This is a genomic window from Rhizobium sp. BR 250, from assembly GCF_047445855.1.
GTDB lineage: Bacteria > Pseudomonadota > Alphaproteobacteria > Rhizobiales > Rhizobiaceae > Agrobacterium > Agrobacterium tumefaciens_I.
The window spans coordinates 65419-83580 of record NZ_JARWKW010000007.1 but is presented as its reverse complement, the minus strand read 5'-3'; the positions used below and the strand labels follow the sequence as shown (position 1 = coordinate 83580).

The window sequence follows — 18162 nt, the reverse complement described above, 5'->3', positions numbered from 1 at the left end:
CCATGACCCATGGCAATCGCAGGCTGGACATCGTTCTGGCCTTGGGCCTTGCTGCCCTGGTGCTGGTGCCGTGGTACCGCATCGAAAGCGGCTTTTTCGGCCTCGGCTGGCTATCGGAATTTCCGACATCGTCGCAGGTCGCGCCCGGCATTCTCCAGATGATAACCGAGGGCCGCACCTGGCTGTCCGGCGTCCTGTTCTTCTTTCTGGCAGGGGCCTTTGCGCGGATGCTCTCCGATCCTCTCCTGCGCGGCAGGCTTCTTGTGGCCGCTGGCGCGTTCGGGCTTGCCTTCCTCGTCCTTCAGGGACTGGCGATCGGCTTTAGCGGATGGACCTGGCAGGTGACTGAAAGCCTTTTCGGAGCCATGGCCGACGGGCAGCCCTCCATGGGTGCTGGCGCGGTGACGATGGCTTTCGTCTTTGTGCTCTTCATTTCCTTTGGCCTCGCCGAACGGGGTTTCATGAAGGGCGACGTCTTTGTCGTCTCCTCGATTTCACTTCTCGTCTTCCTGGTCTGCGTTTTCGTGTTCTATCCCATCGGCAGCATGATGGTCGGCGCGGTGCAGGACTTTGACGGCTCGTTCAATCCCGACGGATTTATCCGCAACATGCGCGATCCCGGCATCTGGAGCCTTGATTGCGTGATCGGTGCCGGCCGCTGCGGCGTCGCATGGCGCACACTCTTCCTCGCGATCATGACGGCGGCGGGATCGACCATCCTCGGTCTGGCCTTCGCGCTGGTCGCCACCCGCACGCGTTTTCCGTTCAAGAAAGGCCTGCGGCTGCTGACGATCTTGCCGATCATCACGCCGCCTTTCGTCATCGGCCTTGCCCTGACGCTGCTTTTTGGCCGTGCAGGCGTCGTCACCGAATTCATGTCGAGCATCTTCGACATCGAGCCGGGCCGCTGGCTCTACGGCCTGACAGGCATATGGATCGCGCAGGTCCTGTCCTTCACGCCGATTTCATTCCTCGTCCTGATCGGCGTGGTCGAAGGCGTCAGCCCGTCGATGGAGGAGGCGTCGCAAACGCTGCGCGCCGACCGCTGGCGCACCTTCTGGCGCGTGTCGCTTCCGCTGATGAAGCCGGGCCTTGCCAATGCGTTTCTGATCGGCTTCATCGAAAGCATGGCGGATTTCGGCAATCCCCTGGTGCTGGGCGGCAGCCACGGCGTTCTCTCGACGGAAATCTTCTTCGCCGTCGTCGGCTCGCAGAATGACCCGTCACGCGCGGCCGTCCTCGCCATCGTGCTGCTCTGCTTCACACTGTCGGCCTTCATTGCGCAGCGCTTCTGGCTCGCTGGCAAGAATTTCGCCACCGTCACCGGCAAGGGCGACAGCGGCGCGCATGCCGCTCTCCCGAAATCCATGTCGATTGTGGTGCACGCGCTCGTCGTTCCCTGGATGCTCTTCACCATCGTCGTTTATGGCATGATCCTCGTCGGCGGTTTCGTGAAGACCTGGGGCCTGGACAACACGCTGACGATCGAACATTACGTCCGCGCCTTCTCCGTCAGCCTCAGCAATGGTTCGATCGCCTGGACGGGCGTCGCCTGGAATTCCTTCTGGACGACGATGGAGATCGCCCTGATTTCCGCTCCGCTGACCGCGGCTGTTGGTCTCCTGACGGCCTATATCATCGTCCGGCAGAAGTTTGCCGGCCGGAACCTGTTCGAATTTGCCCTGATGATGAGCTTTGCCATTCCCGGCACGGTCATCGGCGTCAGCTACATAATGGCCTTCAACCTGCCGCCGCTCGAAATGACGGGATCGGCACTGATCCTCATTGCCTGCTTCGTTTTCCGCAACATGCCGGTCGGCGTGCGCGGTGGCATTGCGGCCATGAGCCAGCTGGACAAAAGCCTCGACGAGGCCTCGCTCACACTCCGGGCAAACAGCTTCCGCACCATCCGCCTGGTGGTGCTGCCGCTTCTGCGACCGGCCATCAGGGCAGCGTTGGTCTATTCCTTCGTCCGGGCCATCACGTCCATCAGCGCGGTGATCTTCCTCGTCAGCGCCCAATACAACATGGCGACGTCCTATATCGTCGGCCTCGTTGAAAACGGCGAATACGGTGTCGCAATTGCTTATTCCTCGATGCTGATCGTCGTCATGATCACTGTCATCGCAGGCTTCCAGCTCATCGTCGGCGAAAGACGTCTGCGGCGCGAAAACCGCGTCGCGGGCCTCGATGCAGCCAAATCCGTTTCTCACCCTCAGGAGAAAGTCGCATGATTACCGTCAAACCGGGCTCCGTCGTCTTCGAAAACGTCCGCAAGGCCTTCGGCGCATTCACCGCCATTCCAGATCTTTCATTGACCATCGAGCCCGGCACGCTCGTCACGCTTCTTGGCCCCTCCGGCTGCGGCAAGACAACGACGCTTCGCATGCTCGCCGGCCTTGAACATCCCAATTCCGGCCGCATTCTCATCGGCGGCAAGGATGTCACCATGCTTCCCGCCAATGAGCGGGATGTCTCGATGGTCTTCCAGTCCTATGCCCTGTTTCCGCATATGAGCGCGCTGGATAACGTCGCTTACGGCCTCCAGTCCTCGGGCCTGAAAAAGGCCGAGGCGCGGGAAAAGGCCGAAGAGGGGCTCAAGCTCGTCGGCCTTGCAGGCATGGGGCACCGCCTGCCGGCGGAACTCTCCGGCGGCCAGCAGCAGCGCGTCGCAGTCGCCCGCGCCCTCGTGCTGGAGCCGCAGGTGCTGCTTCTCGATGAACCCTTGTCGAACCTTGATGCGCGCCTGCGCCGGCGCGTGCGCACCGATATTCGCGAGCTACAGCAAAGGATCGGCTTCACCGCCGTTTATGTCACGCATGACCAGGATGAAGCACTTGCGGTGTCGGATCGCATCATCGTCATGAAGGAGGGAGAGATCGCCCAGTCCGGCGCGCCCCGCGAGCTTTACGAGGCACCCGCATCCTCCTTCATCGCGGACTTCATGGGGGAGGCGAACGTGGTGCCCTGCGAAGTCATTTCCCAGACGGGTGAAGAATCCCTGGTGCGGGTTGGCAATATGGAACATCGGGTCCGAAGTCGCGGCCCGCGCTCCGGCACCGCCAAGCTTGCGGTGCGGCCCGGCGCCATCACCATCGGTGCGGCGGGCGGCAGCGGCATGCCCGGTCGCGTGCTGCACACGGCCTATCTCGGTGGCCACATCGAATATGAAGTCGAAACCGAAGTCGGCACGCTCTTCATCGTTGACCATGAAATGAACCACACGCAACGCGAAACGAGCGATGTCACACTCAATTTCAAAAACCGTGGCATAGCCCTCATCGACGCTTGAAGACTCACAGACTTAAGGAAAATGGAAATGACAGGACAGAATGACGGCCTCGATCAACGCTTCGCGCTGGCAAAAACGCTGGCGGAAGAGGCCGGTTTAATGGCGCTCGACTATTTCAACAAGCGCGACAGCCTCGTGATCGAGACAAAGCGCGATCTGCAGGACGTGGTCTCCATCGCAGACCGCAACGTCGAGACCATGCTGCGCGAGCGCGTCGCCGCAGCTTTCGCGGATGATGGCTTCCTCGGTGAGGAGCACGGCTATCAGGACGGTACCTCCGGCTACACCTGGGTCGTCGACCCGATCGATGGTACCGCCCCCTTCGTTAATGGCATGCCAAGCTGGTGCGTTTCCATCGCCGTCATTCGCGATGGTGTCCCGGTCGTCGGCGTCATCAAGGTCCCTTGCGCGCAGGAAATCTACGCCGCCGCACAGGGCCATGGCGCGACATTGAACGGTACACGCCTGCAACTCGATCCATCAAGGAACCTGCAGAACGCGCTGACGGGCATCGGCAGCAACAACTATGTCACGCCGCAGCGCGTCGGTCACATCATCAGCGACGTGCTGGCCCGCGGCGGCAACTTCATCCGCAACGGTTCGGGCGCCTTGATGTTGGCCTATGTCGCGGCAGGACGCCTTGTCGGATATTACGAACCCCATATGCGCGCCTGGGATTGCATGGCCGGCTTCTGCCTCGTCAACGAAGCCGGTGGCCGTTCCCTGCCGTTTTCGCTGGAAGGTGAAAAGCTGTTCGAAGGACAGCCGGTCCTCGCCAGCAATATCTCGTGTTACGAAGAGCTTGCGGACATTCATCAGGCTGCTCTGGCCATGTGAAGCAGGGCGGTTCGCCCCGGTCCCACTGCCAACGAACATCAGCGGTCACCGATTGGCCGCTGATTGCCCGCTTCACCACGCGCCGAGGCTGCTGGTGTTGCCGACGAAAATCTCCGGCCGGGACTTATGCGAGGACTTGAAGCACCGAAGCTAAAAGCATGTTGCATCCGGCTATGCTGTGTTCGGGTTCGACGTACTCGGCCTCATTGTGACTGAGGCCATCGCGGCAGGGGACAAAAATCATGGCCGATGGCGCGACACGATTCATGAAGAGGGCGTCGTGGAACGCACCGGACAACATCCGTTGCGTCACGAAACCCCGCTCCTGCGCGGCGCTATCCAACGTCTTGAGAATATCCTCCGGGAAATTCGCCGGCGGCATGTCGAAGATCTGCGTGATCGTCGCTTCACAATTCTGGTCCTTTGCGGCCGCCTGGGTGACCGCGCGAATTTTATTCTCCATCGCGTCAAGCGTTTCGGATGAAGGGTGCCGGATATCGACGGTGAAAACGGCGGTTTGCGGAATGGCGTTGACCGCACCGGGCTGCAGTGCGATCCGCCCCACCGTGAAACGGGCGGTGGGATCCGCGGGCATCATGGCGGGAAACAGTGATCCAAGCGCATTGACCGCCGCGTGAAACGGATCGCGCCGGTAGATCAGTGCCGTCGTGCCCGCATGCGCGGTCTGGCCGGTGATGGATACCTCCAGCCAGCGTGTACCCTGTATGCCCGTCACTATTCCAATCGGCACTCCCTGTTTCTCAAGGGAGGGACCCTGCTCGATGTGAACCTCGATATAAGCAAATACAGGAAAACCGAGATCGCGCATGGTGGCTTCCGGAAGGCTTTCCAGTGTTGCGGAAAGCTCGCCAGCAAAATCGGCTCCGTTATCTGCGGCAAGGAGCTTCAGCCAATCCTGCGGTATCGTTCGGGAGGCGAAAGCCATCGATCCCATGCAGCCCGGAGCGAAACGGCAGCCTTCCTCATTGGTGAAGGCGACGACTTCAACCGGACGCTCCGTTTCAATTCCGAAATCCTCGAGTGTTTCGAGAACCTCGAATGCCGAAAGCGTCCCCAACGCTCCGTCAAACCGGCCGCCGGCGGGCTGGCTGTCAAGGTGACTGCCGATCAGAAGCGGTGGAAGCGTTTCGTCGCGGCCGCTCCTGCGGATGAAGAGATTGGCGACGGGATCCTGAAATACGGAAAATCCCCGATCCATGGCCAGTTTCGCCAGCAGCCGTCTTGCCTCGCGATCCAGTCCGGTCAGCGCCTGCCGGTTGACGCCGCCCTTTTCGGTTGCTCCGATCGCTGCAAACCGGTCCAGATTTGCCAGCAGTCTTTCACCGTTGATCGAAAACTTTGCCATCGCTGTCTCCCTTCTCAGGCTTCAAGGCCGGGGCGGGCTGCGGCAACAAAAGAGCGCACCCGCGCCAGTTCGACCGGGTTCCACCAGACGCCGCCTTCCTTGAGCGATGAGGCCACGATCACGCCGTTGGTGCGCTTGAGGATTTCAACGATATTGCCTTCATTGACACCCGAGCCGACCAGCAGCGGCAAATGTGTCGCCGCGCCGATTTCCTCGATCTCCTCAAGGGACGCACTGTTGCCGGTGCGCTGGCCCGTTGCGATGACGCCATCAGCGTCGAAGAAGGCGAGGTCGCGCGTCAGTTCATCAATGCTGCGATCCGCGGTGATGGCATGGGCGCCATGCTTGACATGGCTGTCGGCAAAAACCTTGATATGCTCTGCCCTCAGCAGCGAACGGTAGCGCATCGCCTCGGCTGCACGCCCCTCCATGAAACCCTCATTGGCGACATAGGCATTGGCCCATTGATTGACGCGGATGAACTTTGCCCCGCCCGCCATGGCGATGGCGAAGGCCGGGATGGGCGCATTGGCCAGCACGTTGATGCCGACGGGCACGCCGGCGGCGCGAACGATGCGGTCTGTCACCACGCTCATGAAGGCGGACGTTTCCGGCCCGATATCGTCAGGCTTGGAGAAAGGGACGTCTCCGTGGTTTTCGACGATCAGACCGTGCATGCCGCCTTCGACAAGGCGTTCCGCATCACGCATGCAGGCATCATAGATCGTATCCATGCTCGCGTTGCGATAACGCGGCGCTCCGGGAAAGGCCGGGCAATGGATCATGCCGATCAGTGCCTTGCTTCGACCGAAAATTTCCTGAATGGCATTGGCCGCGTTGTCGGATATGGTCTGCATTTCAGTCCCTTTCGAAAGTTCTCCATGCGTGCCTTTGTTATCGGCAATATCGCACTTGATGAAACCTATTCCATTGCCGCACTGCCTGCGGCAGGCGCTTCAATCTTCGGCGAGCAGGCCTCGCGCAGCCTCGGTGGCAAAGGCTGCAACCAGGCCATTGTTCTTTCACGATGCGGCGTCGAAACCACTCTGGTCGCCGCCGTCGGCAGGGACGATCGCGCCATTGCGATCGGAGAAGCGCTCACCCGCGAGCGAATGACACCAAATCTCATTCCTGTCGCCAGCGCCACCAGCGATATCTCCATCATTCTGACGACCCCGGACGGCGAAAACTCGATCATCACCACCCGGTCAGCCGCCGCAGCGCTCGATAAAGACGCGGCCCTGGAGGCACTTGGTGATGCCATATCCGGAGACCTCGTCGTCCTGCAGGGCAATCTCTCGGAAGAAACAACCCTCGCCATTCTCAATGCGGCGAGATCGAAGGGGCTGATTACGGCCTTCAATCCGTCGCCCCTGCAATCCTGGTTCGCAAGCGTCCTGGCCTTCATCGACATCGCCGTCCTCAATCGCATCGAGGCTGAGGCGCTGACCGGCGAAAGCGGCGCCGGGGCAGGCGCTTTTCTGCTGCGCGCGGGTGTCGGCCGCGTCATCGTCACGCTCGGCGGACAGGGCTGCGTGCTCGTGTCCGCCGATGGTGCCATCGAGGTGCCGGCCGCGCCCGCCACGATCGTCGACACCACGGGTGCCGGCGATTGCTTCACCGGTGTTGCGCTTGCCTCCGCCATGCTTCGTGGCGTCGCCGTGGATGCGCGCGCCCTTGAGGATGGCGCGAGGGCCGCAGCCGTCACGGTCGGCCGCCGTGGCACGCAGGATGCCTTTCCCAGCCGTGACGAGCTGGTGACCATCCTGCGGGCTTGAGCCCTCCCGATCACGGTTTTTCCGTCAACCAGCCGAGAATGTTCTTCCACAGGCGCCCATAACCGTCCCACTCGCAGAAGGCGGGAGAGAGCCAGTGCGGACCAATGTCGGAGGTCCATGCGGCCGTGCGGCCCTTGCCGAAACGTCCGGTGACGAGCAGGGGATGGGAGCCCTGATCTTCCGGCAGCCGGGCAACCACCTCGACATCGGCGCGATCACGCACCTCGACCTCGTTCACCCCAAGCAGAAGCGGCCACTCGCCGGAAAGGCCTGCGACGGTCGGATGGTCGGGTTTCAGAATGTCGGCCGTCGAGCCTTCCGGAATTTCCACGCGGTCGTCCCACGGAAGGCAGGTAACGGGCAGCGTATCTTCCACCGGCGTGCGGCGCCAGCGGGCCTTGCCGTCGATACCCTGGAAGGAAAAATAGCCGCCGACCATCAGCAGGCCGCCACCCTTTTCCACCCATGCCTTGATGAGCTTCAACCGGTTCGGCACGGTTTTCGACTGCAGCCAGACGGCCGGCGGCAGCAGGAGCGAATTTGCGCCGATATCCGAGAGGATGATGGCGTCATAGGCGTCGAGCCCCGCCATCTCGAAGGGGAACTTCTCCACCGCATCATGGGCGGTCATGTAGGTCAGCTCGTATTCGCTGTCTTCGAGCGCCTTGACCAGCGGTTCTGCACCCAGATGAAAGGTGACGCTGCCAAACTGATCGAAGCCCTTGTAGTGGGTGGCGGAGCTGACCCAGCTTTCGCCAACGAGGAGCACTTTTTTTGTCATGATCTTTCCATTTCCATAGGTTCGTCAGGTCTTCGCCTGGAAGACCGAGCGCGGATTATCCCGCATAAGGGTTTGAAGAGCGGCGTCGTCGAGCCCATGCCGTTTCAGGCGCGGCAGGAAATGCCTGAGAATATAGGCGTAGCCATTGCCGCCATATCGCGTCAGCATCATTTTCAGGAAGACGTCGTGGGAAAGCAGAATGCGGTCGAGATAACCGCCTTCCACCAGCGTGACGATCGAACGGGCAGCATCCTCGTCGCTGGGGCACTGGACCTGCTGGTCGGCATAGAAAAAATCCATGCCGATCATGTCGTATTCAATGAAGGCGCCGCGGCCTGCGAGTTCGCTCTGGTAGGCAATATCCGCGTGGGACGGGTTCATGTGGCAAAGAACGGTGTGGTTCAGATCCGCACCTTCCTCCGCGACAATGTCGAGAACCTTATGCCCCAGCCGAAGCCATCCGGGCAGATGAACCATCAGGGGCAGGCCGGTGCGAAGCTGGGCTTGTGCTGCGCCGCGCAGGGACTTTTCCTCGGCGGCCGTGAAATCCGCCGAGACCCCGATTTCGCCTATCAGCCCGATGCGGACATCGGTGCCATCGACACCGTGGAGCGCCTCCTGCACGATCTCGTCGGCGATGGCATCGACCGTGAGCCCGGCCACCTTTTCGGGGTGGGAGGACGCAAGGTAATAACCCGCTCCCATGACGATGTTGAGCCCGGTTGCCTCTGAAATCCGTCGCATCGCCAGCGGATTTCTGCCGATGCCCTGACAGGTTGGTTCCACGATCGTCTGTCCACCGGTGACAGCGAAATCCTTCAGTTCAGCAATCGCCAGCGGCTCGTCATCCAGCGTGATATTGTGCTTGTTGACGAAGGGATCCTGACGCAGTTCGCCGAGGATTTCCATGCAGACGAAACCTTCGGCGAGATATTGCCGCTCCGGCGTCTTGGGGGCGTGCCACCAGCAGCGGCAATCGTTGAGGATATGCTCGTGCATCAGCGTGACGCCGAGTTGATCCGCAGCGATCGGGCCTCGCACGGTCATGATCTTTCCCGATCGGATATGTCCTTCAGACAGTTCCGGGTTCATCGCATCAGCCCTTTCTCTTCACGCCAAGGCGGAAGTTTGCGGTGAAGATGCGCGTGTTGAGCCAGATTGCGGCTAGGATGATGGCGCCTGTCACGATCTGGGTGAAAAACGGAGAGATGTGCATGAGGATGAGGCCGTTGCCGATAACGGCAATGGTCATGGTGCCCAGCACCGTACCGAGGATGGTGCCGCGGCCACCCATCAGCGATGTGCCGCCCAGAACCACTGCCGCAACCACCTGAAGCTCGAAACCGACAGCCGCATTCGAAGATCCGGACCCAAGCCGCGCCGCAATCATGAGACCGGCAATGGCTGACGCCACACCTGCAGCCAGATAGACCGAGGCGAGAATCCACTTGGCGGGCATTCCTACGCGGCGCGCCGCTTCAGGATTGGAGCCGACGGCCACCACACGACGACCATATCGGGTGCTCGAAAGGACGATATAGGCGATCACGGTAACGACGACGCCGATCAGGGCAGGGACAGGCATACCGAGGAAATCACCTCTGCCGAGGTAAAAGAACCCGGGCGCTTCCGGTATCGGTACGGAATATCCCTGCGTGATATAGAGGGCGACGCCACGCAGGATGGAGAGACCGGCAAGCGTGACGATGAAGGCCGGAATACCCTGATAGGCAATGAACCAGCCCTGCACGAGGCCAAGCCCGCCGCCGAGCACCAGCATGGCGACGACAACCAGCGGCCAGGGATAACCGGCCGCGAGCAGGATGGCGCCAACGGCATTGATCAGGGCCACCATCGAGCCGACGGACAGATCGATGCCGCCGGTGATGATGACGAATGTCATGGCGACGGAGACGATCAGTATGGGTGCGGCCTGACGGACGACGTTCAGAAGATTGCCGGCCGTCAGGAACGTATCCGTGGTCACGGAGAAAAACACCATGCAGAGGGCAAAAAAGGCCGCGATGGAAAGCACCTGTGCATTCTCGGCAAAGAAATCCGAAAGCGGTGAGCCTTTGGCGCGTTCAGTATAGATGGTCAATGGCGTTGCCCTCCCACGATCAGCCGGACGAGATCCTCAAGGCTGGTGTCGTTGATCTGGCGCTCCGCCACCTTGGTGCCTTCATACATGACGGCAATGCGGTCGCAGACGCGGAAGAGATCCTGAAGACGGTGGGTGATGAGGATGACCGACACACCCTTTGCCTTGACGCGATTGATGAGCGAAAGCACGGCTTCCACCTCCGCAACGGCAAGCGCCGACGTCGGCTCGTCCATGATCAGGACCTTCGGATTGAAGGAGGCCGCCCGCGCGATGGCGATCGCCTGCCTTTGGCCGCCCGACAGTTTCTCCACCTTGGCAGTGAGACGCGGAATGCGGATTTCCAGTGCATCCAGCATCTTGCGGGCTTCCGAAAGCATGGCCGGACGGTCGAGAAACGGCCCCTTGGTAATTTCGCGTCCGAGGAAGAGATTGCCGACGACGTCGATATGGTCACAGAGGCTCAGATCCTGAAAAACCATTTCGATATTGCGATTGCGGGCATCGGCGGGGCCGGAAAAGCGAATGGGTTCGCCTTCCATCGTGATCGTGCCTTCGTCCGGGATGTAGGTTCCGGAAATCACCTTGGTGAGGGTTGATTTACCGGCCGCATTGTCCCCGACGAGACCGAGGCAAAAATATCGAGGTCGACGCCGCGCAGCGCCTGATGCGAGCCGAATGTCTTGCGGATATTGCGCAGGGAGATACGCGCTTCACGATCGGGCTGCCGGGAGAGAATATCTCCCCCGGCGCCGTCGACAGCGCCTGTGTGCTGTCCGGCCGCAATCATTTGAAAACCGCGCGGTAGGGTTCGACATTGGCCTTGGTGACGATGGTGACCGGCACGGCGATGGTCTTTTCGACGGTGCCGCCATCGGCGACCGTCTTGAGCGCCTTGACCGCGGCTGCACCCATGGCGGCGGGATCCTGCTGGATGACGCCTGCGACATAACCCGCATCGATGCCGGTGATCGCCTGTTTGGTCAGGTCCCAGCCAAAGACCTTGATGTCTTTCTGCTTGCTCTGGCTTTCAACGGCGGCGACTGCGCCCAGAAGGGCCGGCTCACCCGTTGCGTAAATTGCGGTCATGTCCGGATTGCCGGTGATCAGGTTTTCTGCTGCCGAAAGTGCGGTATCCTGAACATTCTGGCCATCAACGACGCCGGCGGCGGTAATGCCGGTCTTGTCCTTGATGGTGTCTTCAAAGCCCTTCTGGCGGATGTTCTGGATGAAGGAGTTCAGCGCGCCGACGACACCGATCTTGGCCTTGCCGCCCATGTCGGACTTCACGTAATCGAGGAAGAATTTCCCCATGTCGGCGCCCGCTTTGCCGTTGTCCACGCCGATCTGCGCCTTTTGCGGACCTTCCGGCAGGATGGCGTCAATCGCGACGACGGGAATATTGGCGGCAGCCGCCTGCTTTACGGCCGGCATGATACCGTTGACATCGATGGCGACCACGGCGATGCCGTCCACCTTCTGCTGGATATAGGTCTCGATCGCGCTGTTCTGGGCGGCGGGATCGTTATTGGCGTTGAAGATAACCAGCTTGACGCCGGCTTCCTTGGCAGCCTTTTCGGCCCCTTCATTCATCTGGTTGAAAAACAGCGCTTGCTGGTTGATCTGCACCAGGGCGATGGTCTTTTCGGCGGCCTGGACCAGACCGGCAGACAAGGTCGCGCCGGCAAGGACGGTCGCAGCGAGAGCTGCTGAAAAATATCGACGTTTCAAACTTGGCATTATCGTTCTTCCTCTGTTGGTTTCGTTGCTTTTTATTTGATCGCGGGCGGCGCAACGGATTCACGCACGACGATTTCGACGGGCAGCAGTTCCTCCGACAGTGGCGGAGTGTCCTGATCCCAATTGGTTTCAAGCAGAAGCGACAAAGCGCGCTGGCCGATTGCGCTGACGGGCTGGCGAATGGCGGTGAGCGGCGGGGCAAACAGATGCAGCGGCCCGACATCATCGAAACCGATCATCGAAACGTCCTGCGGGATGCGCACGCCTTCAGACCGCAGCACTTCGACGAAGCCGATGGCGATTTCGTCCGAACTCGCAAACACCGCCGTCGCAGGCCAGCCCTCGTCAAGGAACCGGCGCGCTGCCGCCCGGCCGAATTCCACCGTATAGGCGCCGCAATATCGGGAAATGGAAAGTTCCGCCGCAGATACCCGTTCGGCAAGGGCGGATGTCAGGCCGCGAAAACGACGCTCCGTGCTGATCATCTCTTCCGGCCCGCCAACATAGAGAACCCGGCTGTGCCCGTGTTGCGCCAGATGCTCACCGGCCAGACGCCCACCCTGTTCATTGTCGCAGAAAAGTTTCGGCACGGTCGCGCCGGGAACGTCCTCATCCACGACCACCACCTTGCCGGTCGTGTTGATCAGTTCCGCCAGTTCATCGGTATTGGGATGGTTGGTGATGAAGACGAGGCCATCGACGTGATTGCGGGCGAGCAATCTCAGATACGACAATTCGCGGCCCTTGCGGTTCAGCGTCGCAAACAGCGACAGGGCAAGGCCGCGCCGGTCGGCTTCTTCTTCCACGGCCGCGACCAGCATTCCGAAAAACGGATTGCCAATGTCGGGAACCACCAGACCGATCGTATCCGAGCGACCCCGGCTCAAGCGCCTGGCGTGGGGATTGGGAACGTAGTTGAGCTCGCGGATGGCGGTCTCGATCCGCGTCTTCGTTTCCGAGGGCAGTTCCAGCGTGCCGTTCAACAGCCGCGATACGGTCGCGACGGAAACGCCTGCCGCCTGGGCAACGTCTTTGAGACTGGTCGCATGGTTACGCGCCATCACACTCCCGCTTTCTGTTCCGCTCAATACGGGCCTTTTCGGCCTCTGTATGGTTTGTAAAGCGATTTACTAAACCGGTTTACAAGGAAATATAAAAACGCTGAGCTGTCAACGCAGTTTTTAAAAATTTGCTTTTACAGTTCGAAGAACCGGCGCATGCGAAGAGGCGGTAGTCCGCTATTTTTGCAGAAACTACAGTCGGCAGGGAGCTTCGAAATAGATCGGACTGTGCCTCTTCGATTCACATGGAATCGGACGATACCCATCTGTTCCGGCCGGTCTGTTTGGCGCTCAGCAGGGCGGCGTCCGCCCGTTCCAATACGCTGCTCACAGTCCCTGCGCCCGGTGCGGACGCGATACCGATAGATATTGTCACGGGATCGAGCAGCCGGCCCCTGTAGGTGAAAGGTGCCCGCTCAATGGCGTGTCGGAGTTTCTCGGCAAGCCTGGAGGCATCCTCGATGCCTGCATCCGGCATCAACACGGTGAATTCCTCGCCGCCGAACCGGAACAGCGCACCCTGATCGTCGATGGCTTCCGAAAGGACCTGGGCGACATATTGCATCACTGCGTCTCCGGCATCATGGCCGAAACGGTCATTGAAGCGCTTGAAATGGTCGATGTCCAGCATCAGGCAGGCCAGCGAACCGGGCGGCTTCTCAATATGCCGGTTTAACGCCTCGTCGAGTGAGCGACGGTTCAGAAGGCCGGTCAAGGCGTCCTGCCTTGCCATGCCAACCAGCCGCTGGCGGAGCTGGAGGTTTGCGACGGCAAGGCCGATATTCTCGGCGAGAAGTTCCAGATACAGCCGCTCCGTCTCCAGCGTGTCGTTCCTCTGGGGAATTTCGAGATATAGCAGGCCGACGGTTTCGCCGAGCGCAGTCAGCGGTATGCACAGGCCGGTTCCTAAGCTCCCTTGAAGGTGATGGCAGACGACATCGTCGCCGTCCTGGTTGCTGGCGTGGGGACGTCCACGACGCAGCGCCCAGCATTCGTCAATCGAGAATTCCCGGGCGGAAAACGACGGATCGGACCATTGTCCGGTCGATTGGAGAAGGGAACTGTTTTCCTTGAGCACAAGCAGGCGGCCGGCAATGGCGGGGAAGATCTGCGGCATGAATTTCGACACGACATCGGACAATTCATCCTGGTTCTGACATGCCTGAATTCGATGCATCATCTGCAGGATCAGGTCCTTGATGCGCTGGTTCCGGCGGTGCTCCGCGTCAAGCCGCTCCCGTTCCAGCCCGTTGCTGCGGAAGATCCTGATCGCCTGGTTCATTTCCCCAATTTCGTCACGACGTCCCTCGTCGGGCACCTCGATACTGTAGTCCTGCCGGGCAAGGCGCATGACGATATTGCTCATTCTGATGAGCGGGGCGGCAACGCGTCTGGTAAGGACGAAGTAGAGTACGGCCACAAACATCAGGGCGGTCAGGGCGAGCATCACCTTTGCGATCGACCCGTAGAAATCGCTTCGGCTTTTGGCCTGGTCGACCGTTGCCTGCGTGCGGGCCGCAACAGTGTCTCTCAGCGTCGTGACGTTATTCAGCAGGCCCGTATGGAGTTGATAATGCTCATCGCCGAACAGGACCCGTTGCGCATCGCTCTGGCGCCCGGAGCGGTAGAAACCGATGGCCTCGCGCTCCATCGTATCCAGTGCGTCGGCGCTCTTTCTTATATTCTGGAATAATCCTGCCTCCTGTGGCGAAACACTGCGCGCGGCGAGTTTATCCAGGGCGTTTTCGAGGTGCTTTTCCTGGTCTTCGTCGACGTAGAATTTTGCCAGATGCTGCTCGTCGCCGCGCATGATGTAAAGCCGCGCCTCCTCGGTGCGCTCATCCGCGATGATCGCCAGCTCCTCGGCCAGATCGCTCACGTCGAGATGATCCTGGATTGCCGCCCTCTCCTGGGAAGCGCTTCGGGCTGACAGAATGAAAGTGGTCGCCGATACCGTCGTGAGTATCAGGGTTACGGCATAAGCCAGGTTCGTGATGGTGCTAAGTCGCATGATGGCGCCGTCTGCTTGCCGCGCGGTCTTGAAAACCTCAGCGGCGGGTCCGATTCCAGAGTCTGGTTGTTCCAGGACATATCGTCAAACGGGAAATCAGCAAGCGGTTAACCATCGATTTTATCTTTCGCGCGGTACACCGGAACGTCGCGGATCCGGAGGCTTTTGAAAGGCTCGACGCCACACCGGAACTATATTTCACGCGGCATCACGAAGTCGTGAAACCTTTCAACGCGTCGTTCGTTTAGCGCCCATGAACGACAAAGACGCAGGACCGAAACCGGTCGTTGGTGCCGACGAGACCGGCACCCAAACCGCATCCGCAAAGGATGCTCCTGACACCGATGATCCGCCTCCGCCGGAAGAGATGGAACCTGCGCCAGACTTGACCCCGGAGCAGGCGGAGGAGGTTCGCAGGAAATATTTGCTGAAACGCTTCTGGATCAGCGCCCGAGGTTTCTGGAGCCGGCGTGGTGATGCGCTCGCGTGGCCGTTCACGCTCGGCCTATTGGTGATGATCGGTATTAATGTCGGCTTTCAGTACGGCATCAACATCTGGAATCGCGGGATTTTCGACGCCATCGAAAAACGGGACGCGTCGACAGTCTATTTTCTCGCCTCCATATTCCCCCCGCTGGTCCTGGGTAGCGTCTTCATCGTCACCTCACAGGTTTATGTGAGAATGCGTGTTCAGCGGCGCTGGCGATCCTGGCTCACGAAGGCGCTCGTCGGCAGGTGGATCGCAAATGGCAGATACTATCAGCTGAACCTGATCGATGGTGACCACCAAAATCCCGAAGCGCGGCTCTCGGAGGATATGCGCATAGCAACGGAAGCGCCGGTGGACTTTGTTTCCGGTGTCATCGCTGCCTTCGTGTCTGCCTCCACCTTCATCATTGTCCTGTGGACGATTGGCGGCGCTCTGACGCTGCCGATCGGCGGTATATGGATCACGATCCCCGGCTTCCTTGTCGTTGCAGCCGTTATCTATGCGGCCATCACATCGACGTCCATTGCCTTCATCGCCCGCAATTTCGTCAAGGTTTCCGAAGTCAAAAACCAGGTCGAGGCGGAATTCCGCTATACGCTCACGCGCGTCAGGGAAAATGGTGAGAGCATCGCCCTGCTTGGCGGCGAGGAGGAAGAAAGAAGCGATCTCGACAAAAGGTTCGGCAATGTCCGGCGGCAGTGGCGTCTCGTGGCGCAGCAATATATGCGCACAACGGTCGTCTCGAATGGCTCGATGCTGATTGCGCCCGTCGTACCACTTCTCCTGTGTGCACCCAAGTTTCTCGATGGAAGCATGTCGCTCGGCGAAGTTATGCAGGCCGCTTCCGCTTTCACGATTGTTCAGTCCGCGTTTGGCTGGCTGGTCGACAATTATCCGCGTCTCGCCGACTGGAATGCGTGCGCCCGGCGTGTTGCCTCGCTGATGATGTCGCTCGATGGCCTCGAACGGGCCGAAAAGAGCGATACGCTCGGCCGGATAATGCGCGGGGAAACGAAAGGCGAGACGATACTCAGTCTCAAGGACGTTTCCGTTTCTCTGGGCGACGGAACGGCCGTCGTCAAGGAGACGGACGTCGAAATCGGCGCGGGTGAAAGAGTATTGGTCGCGGGGGAATCCGGGTCAGGCAAGAGCACACTGGTCCGAGCCATTTCAGGCCTCTGGCCTTGGGGTGGAGGCAGCGTGAATTTTCGCGCCGAGAGCCGGCTGTTCATGCTGCCGCAAAGGCCATATATCCCCGCTGGTAGCCTTCGTCGCGCTGTCTGCTATCCGCAGCCAGCCGAAAGCTGGACCTCTGAAGAGATTGGCGCTGCGCTAGACAAAGTCGGTCTCGCTCAGCTCAAGGACAAGATCGAAGAAGAGGCGCCCTGGGACCAGACGTTGTCGGGCGGCGAAAAACAACGGCTGACTTTCGCGCGCCTGTTGCTGAACGCACCTGATATCATCGTCATGGACGAGGCGACGGCCGCTCTTGACGAGAAAAGTCAGGAAAAGATGATGCAGACGGTGATCGAAGAACTGCCCGATGCCACGATCATCAGCGTGGCGCATCGTGCCGAACTCGAAGCCTTTCACAGCCGGAAAATTACACTGGAACGTCGGGACGGCGGCGCCAAGCTTGTCAGCGACATTGAACTCATTCCACGGAAGACCAGAGCGGGTTCCATGCTCCGCAGAATGGTCAAGCGCAAGTGAGTCGATCCGAGGTTTTTGACCTAGAGCCTAATCTCATATGCTGTGTCGTGGGTGGCTACAAACGCCTCTCCAGACGCCGTCACCCAGCCGCGGAACATGCCCGATGTATTGTATGGAGCGGCAATGCCGCCCTCTGCATCAATCGCCACAAGGCCGGCTCCGATATCATGGGGAGCCAGATCCCTGTACACGAGATTGCCGGCCGCGGTCTTCAGGTCCTGCCCGAGATAAGCGACGCGGGACGCGATCTCGTGGCCAACGACATAACGGATGAAAAACTCACCCTTGCCGGTGCCGGAGACCGCGCAGGCTCCGTCCCGCGCATAGGTTCCCGCACCGATCACCGGGCTGTCACCCACCCGGCCGTCCGGCTTGTTGGTATAGCCGCCGGTGGAGGTGGCAGCGGCAAGGTGCCCCGCCGCATCGAGTGCAACCGCTCCCACGGTTCCATGCTTTTCGTTTTCCGTCGCTTCCGTACCCGTGGCTGCATGGCGCTTCATGGCCGCCAGCGCCTCGAGGCGTTTTTGCGTGGTGAAATAGGATTGGGGTTCTGTGGCCAGACCCTTTTCCCCGGCAAAGCGATCCGCGGCCTCTCCCGTCAGATAGACGGCACGTTCATCCACCATCAGCGCGCGAGCCGCCTTCACCGGATTGCGAATGGCGCGGGATGCGCTGATCGCGCCTGCCGCCAGCGTGGTCCCGTCCATGATCGAGGCATCGAGCTCGTGAATGCCGTTTTCGTTCAGTGCTGCCCCGTGGCCTGCATTGAAATGCGGGCTGTCCTCCATAACGACGACCGCTGCCTCGACGGCTTCGAGCGCGGTGCCGCCCGCCTTCAGCACGCCATAACCGGCGCGCAACGCCGCTGCCAGATCATCGCGGGCCGCAGCCCATTCCGCTGCCGTCATGCTGTCTTCCGGCATCACGCCGCAACCACCGTGAATGGCCAGTGCGATCTTCGTCATTTGCTCACTCCCTCGTCGCCCCACCAT

General features: G+C 60.4%; 14 protein-coding genes and 1 pseudogene. 5 read left to right on the top strand and 10 right to left on the bottom strand.

The features are described 5' to 3' along the window. Positions 1 to 2 precede the first annotated feature (2 nt). The 3 genes from QD336_RS13135 to QD336_RS13125 are packed head-to-tail and all read left to right on the top strand — an operon-like array spanning position 3 to position 4129. Positions 3 to 2234: an ABC transporter permease gene (locus QD336_RS13135; protein WP_499171018.1), complete on the top strand. Its 2232-nt coding sequence runs from the start codon at positions 3 to 5 to the stop codon at positions 2232 to 2234. Continuing rightward, a complete protein-coding gene (locus QD336_RS13130) occupies positions 2231 to 3292 on the top strand; it encodes an ABC transporter ATP-binding protein (RefSeq protein WP_499171017.1) in 1062 nt (353 codons plus the stop codon). The genes QD336_RS13135 and QD336_RS13130 overlap by 4 nt, the downstream gene beginning before the upstream one ends. Positions 3293 to 3319: 27 nt before the next feature. Beyond that, positions 3320 to 4129, top strand: coding sequence for an inositol monophosphatase family protein (locus QD336_RS13125; protein WP_499171016.1), 810 nt, complete (start codon positions 3320 to 3322; stop codon positions 4127 to 4129). Positions 4130 to 4253: 124 nt separating this feature from the next. Here the strand turns inward: QD336_RS13125 and QD336_RS13120 are convergent, their stop codons facing one another. Then, positions 4254 to 5495 (bottom strand): Zn-dependent hydrolase, encoded by a 1242-nt coding sequence (locus tag QD336_RS13120; protein WP_499171015.1) that lies wholly within the window; start codon positions 5493 to 5495, stop codon positions 4254 to 4256. A gap of 14 nt (positions 5496 to 5509) precedes the next feature. Then, positions 5510 to 6352, bottom strand: a complete 843-nt coding sequence (locus QD336_RS13115) for a BtpA/SgcQ family protein (RefSeq protein WP_499171014.1) — start codon at positions 6350 to 6352, stop codon at positions 5510 to 5512. A gap of 24 nt (positions 6353 to 6376) precedes the next feature. On the opposite strand from QD336_RS13115, the gene QD336_RS13110 reads away from it, so the two are divergent. Then, positions 6377 to 7273 carry a ribokinase gene (locus QD336_RS13110; protein ID WP_499171013.1) on the top strand — a complete coding sequence of 299 codons (897 nt, stop codon included), beginning with the start codon at positions 6377 to 6379 and terminating at the stop codon, positions 7271 to 7273. A 10-nt stretch (positions 7274 to 7283) separates the two neighbouring features. Here the strand turns inward: QD336_RS13110 and QD336_RS13105 are convergent, their stop codons facing one another. The 7 genes and pseudogenes from QD336_RS13105 to QD336_RS13075 all read right to left on the bottom strand — a co-directional run bounded on the left by QD336_RS13105 (position 7284) and on the right by QD336_RS13075 (position 14967). Then, the gene (locus QD336_RS13105; RefSeq protein WP_499171012.1) at positions 7284 to 8054 is read right to left on the bottom strand and encodes a glutamine amidotransferase; all 771 of its coding nucleotides are present in this window, start codon (positions 8052 to 8054) and stop codon (positions 7284 to 7286) included. A 24-nt stretch (positions 8055 to 8078) separates the two neighbouring features. Then, positions 8079 to 9146, bottom strand: coding sequence for a phosphotriesterase family protein (locus QD336_RS13100; RefSeq protein WP_499171011.1), 1068 nt, complete (start codon positions 9144 to 9146; stop codon positions 8079 to 8081). A gap of 4 nt (positions 9147 to 9150) precedes the next feature. Beyond that, positions 9151 to 10155 carry an ABC transporter permease gene (locus QD336_RS13095; RefSeq protein WP_499171010.1) on the bottom strand — a complete coding sequence of 335 codons (1005 nt, stop codon included), beginning with the start codon at positions 10153 to 10155 and terminating at the stop codon, positions 9151 to 9153. Further along, positions 10152 to 10945 (bottom strand): annotated as a pseudogene (locus tag QD336_RS13090) (ATP-binding cassette domain-containing protein). The gene QD336_RS13095 and the pseudogene QD336_RS13090 overlap by 4 nt, the downstream one beginning before the upstream one ends. Then, positions 10942 to 11895, bottom strand: a complete 954-nt coding sequence (locus QD336_RS13085) for an ABC transporter substrate-binding protein (protein ID WP_269345672.1) — start codon at positions 11893 to 11895, stop codon at positions 10942 to 10944. The pseudogene QD336_RS13090 and the gene QD336_RS13085 overlap by 4 nt, the downstream one beginning before the upstream one ends. Positions 11896 to 11927: 32 nt before the next feature. After that, positions 11928 to 12956: a LacI family DNA-binding transcriptional regulator gene (locus QD336_RS13080; protein ID WP_499171009.1), complete on the bottom strand. Its 1029-nt coding sequence runs from the start codon at positions 12954 to 12956 to the stop codon at positions 11928 to 11930. Positions 12957 to 13197: 241 nt separating this feature from the next. Further along, positions 13198 to 14967, bottom strand: coding sequence for a diguanylate cyclase (locus tag QD336_RS13075; RefSeq protein ID WP_499171008.1), 1770 nt, complete (start codon positions 14965 to 14967; stop codon positions 13198 to 13200). Positions 14968 to 15220: 253 nt separating this feature from the next. Here QD336_RS13075 and QD336_RS13070 point away from each other — a divergent pair, with 253 nt between their 5' ends. After that, a complete protein-coding gene (locus QD336_RS13070) occupies positions 15221 to 17170 on the top strand; it encodes an ABC transporter ATP-binding protein/permease (protein ID WP_499171007.1) in 1950 nt (649 codons plus the stop codon). Positions 17171 to 17190: 20 nt separating this feature from the next. On the opposite strand, the gene QD336_RS13065 is transcribed toward QD336_RS13070, so the two are convergent. Beyond that, the gene (locus tag QD336_RS13065; protein WP_499171006.1) at positions 17191 to 18135 is read right to left on the bottom strand and encodes an isoaspartyl peptidase/L-asparaginase family protein; all 945 of its coding nucleotides are present in this window, start codon (positions 18133 to 18135) and stop codon (positions 17191 to 17193) included. Between the last annotated feature and the right edge of the window lie 27 nt (positions 18136 to 18162).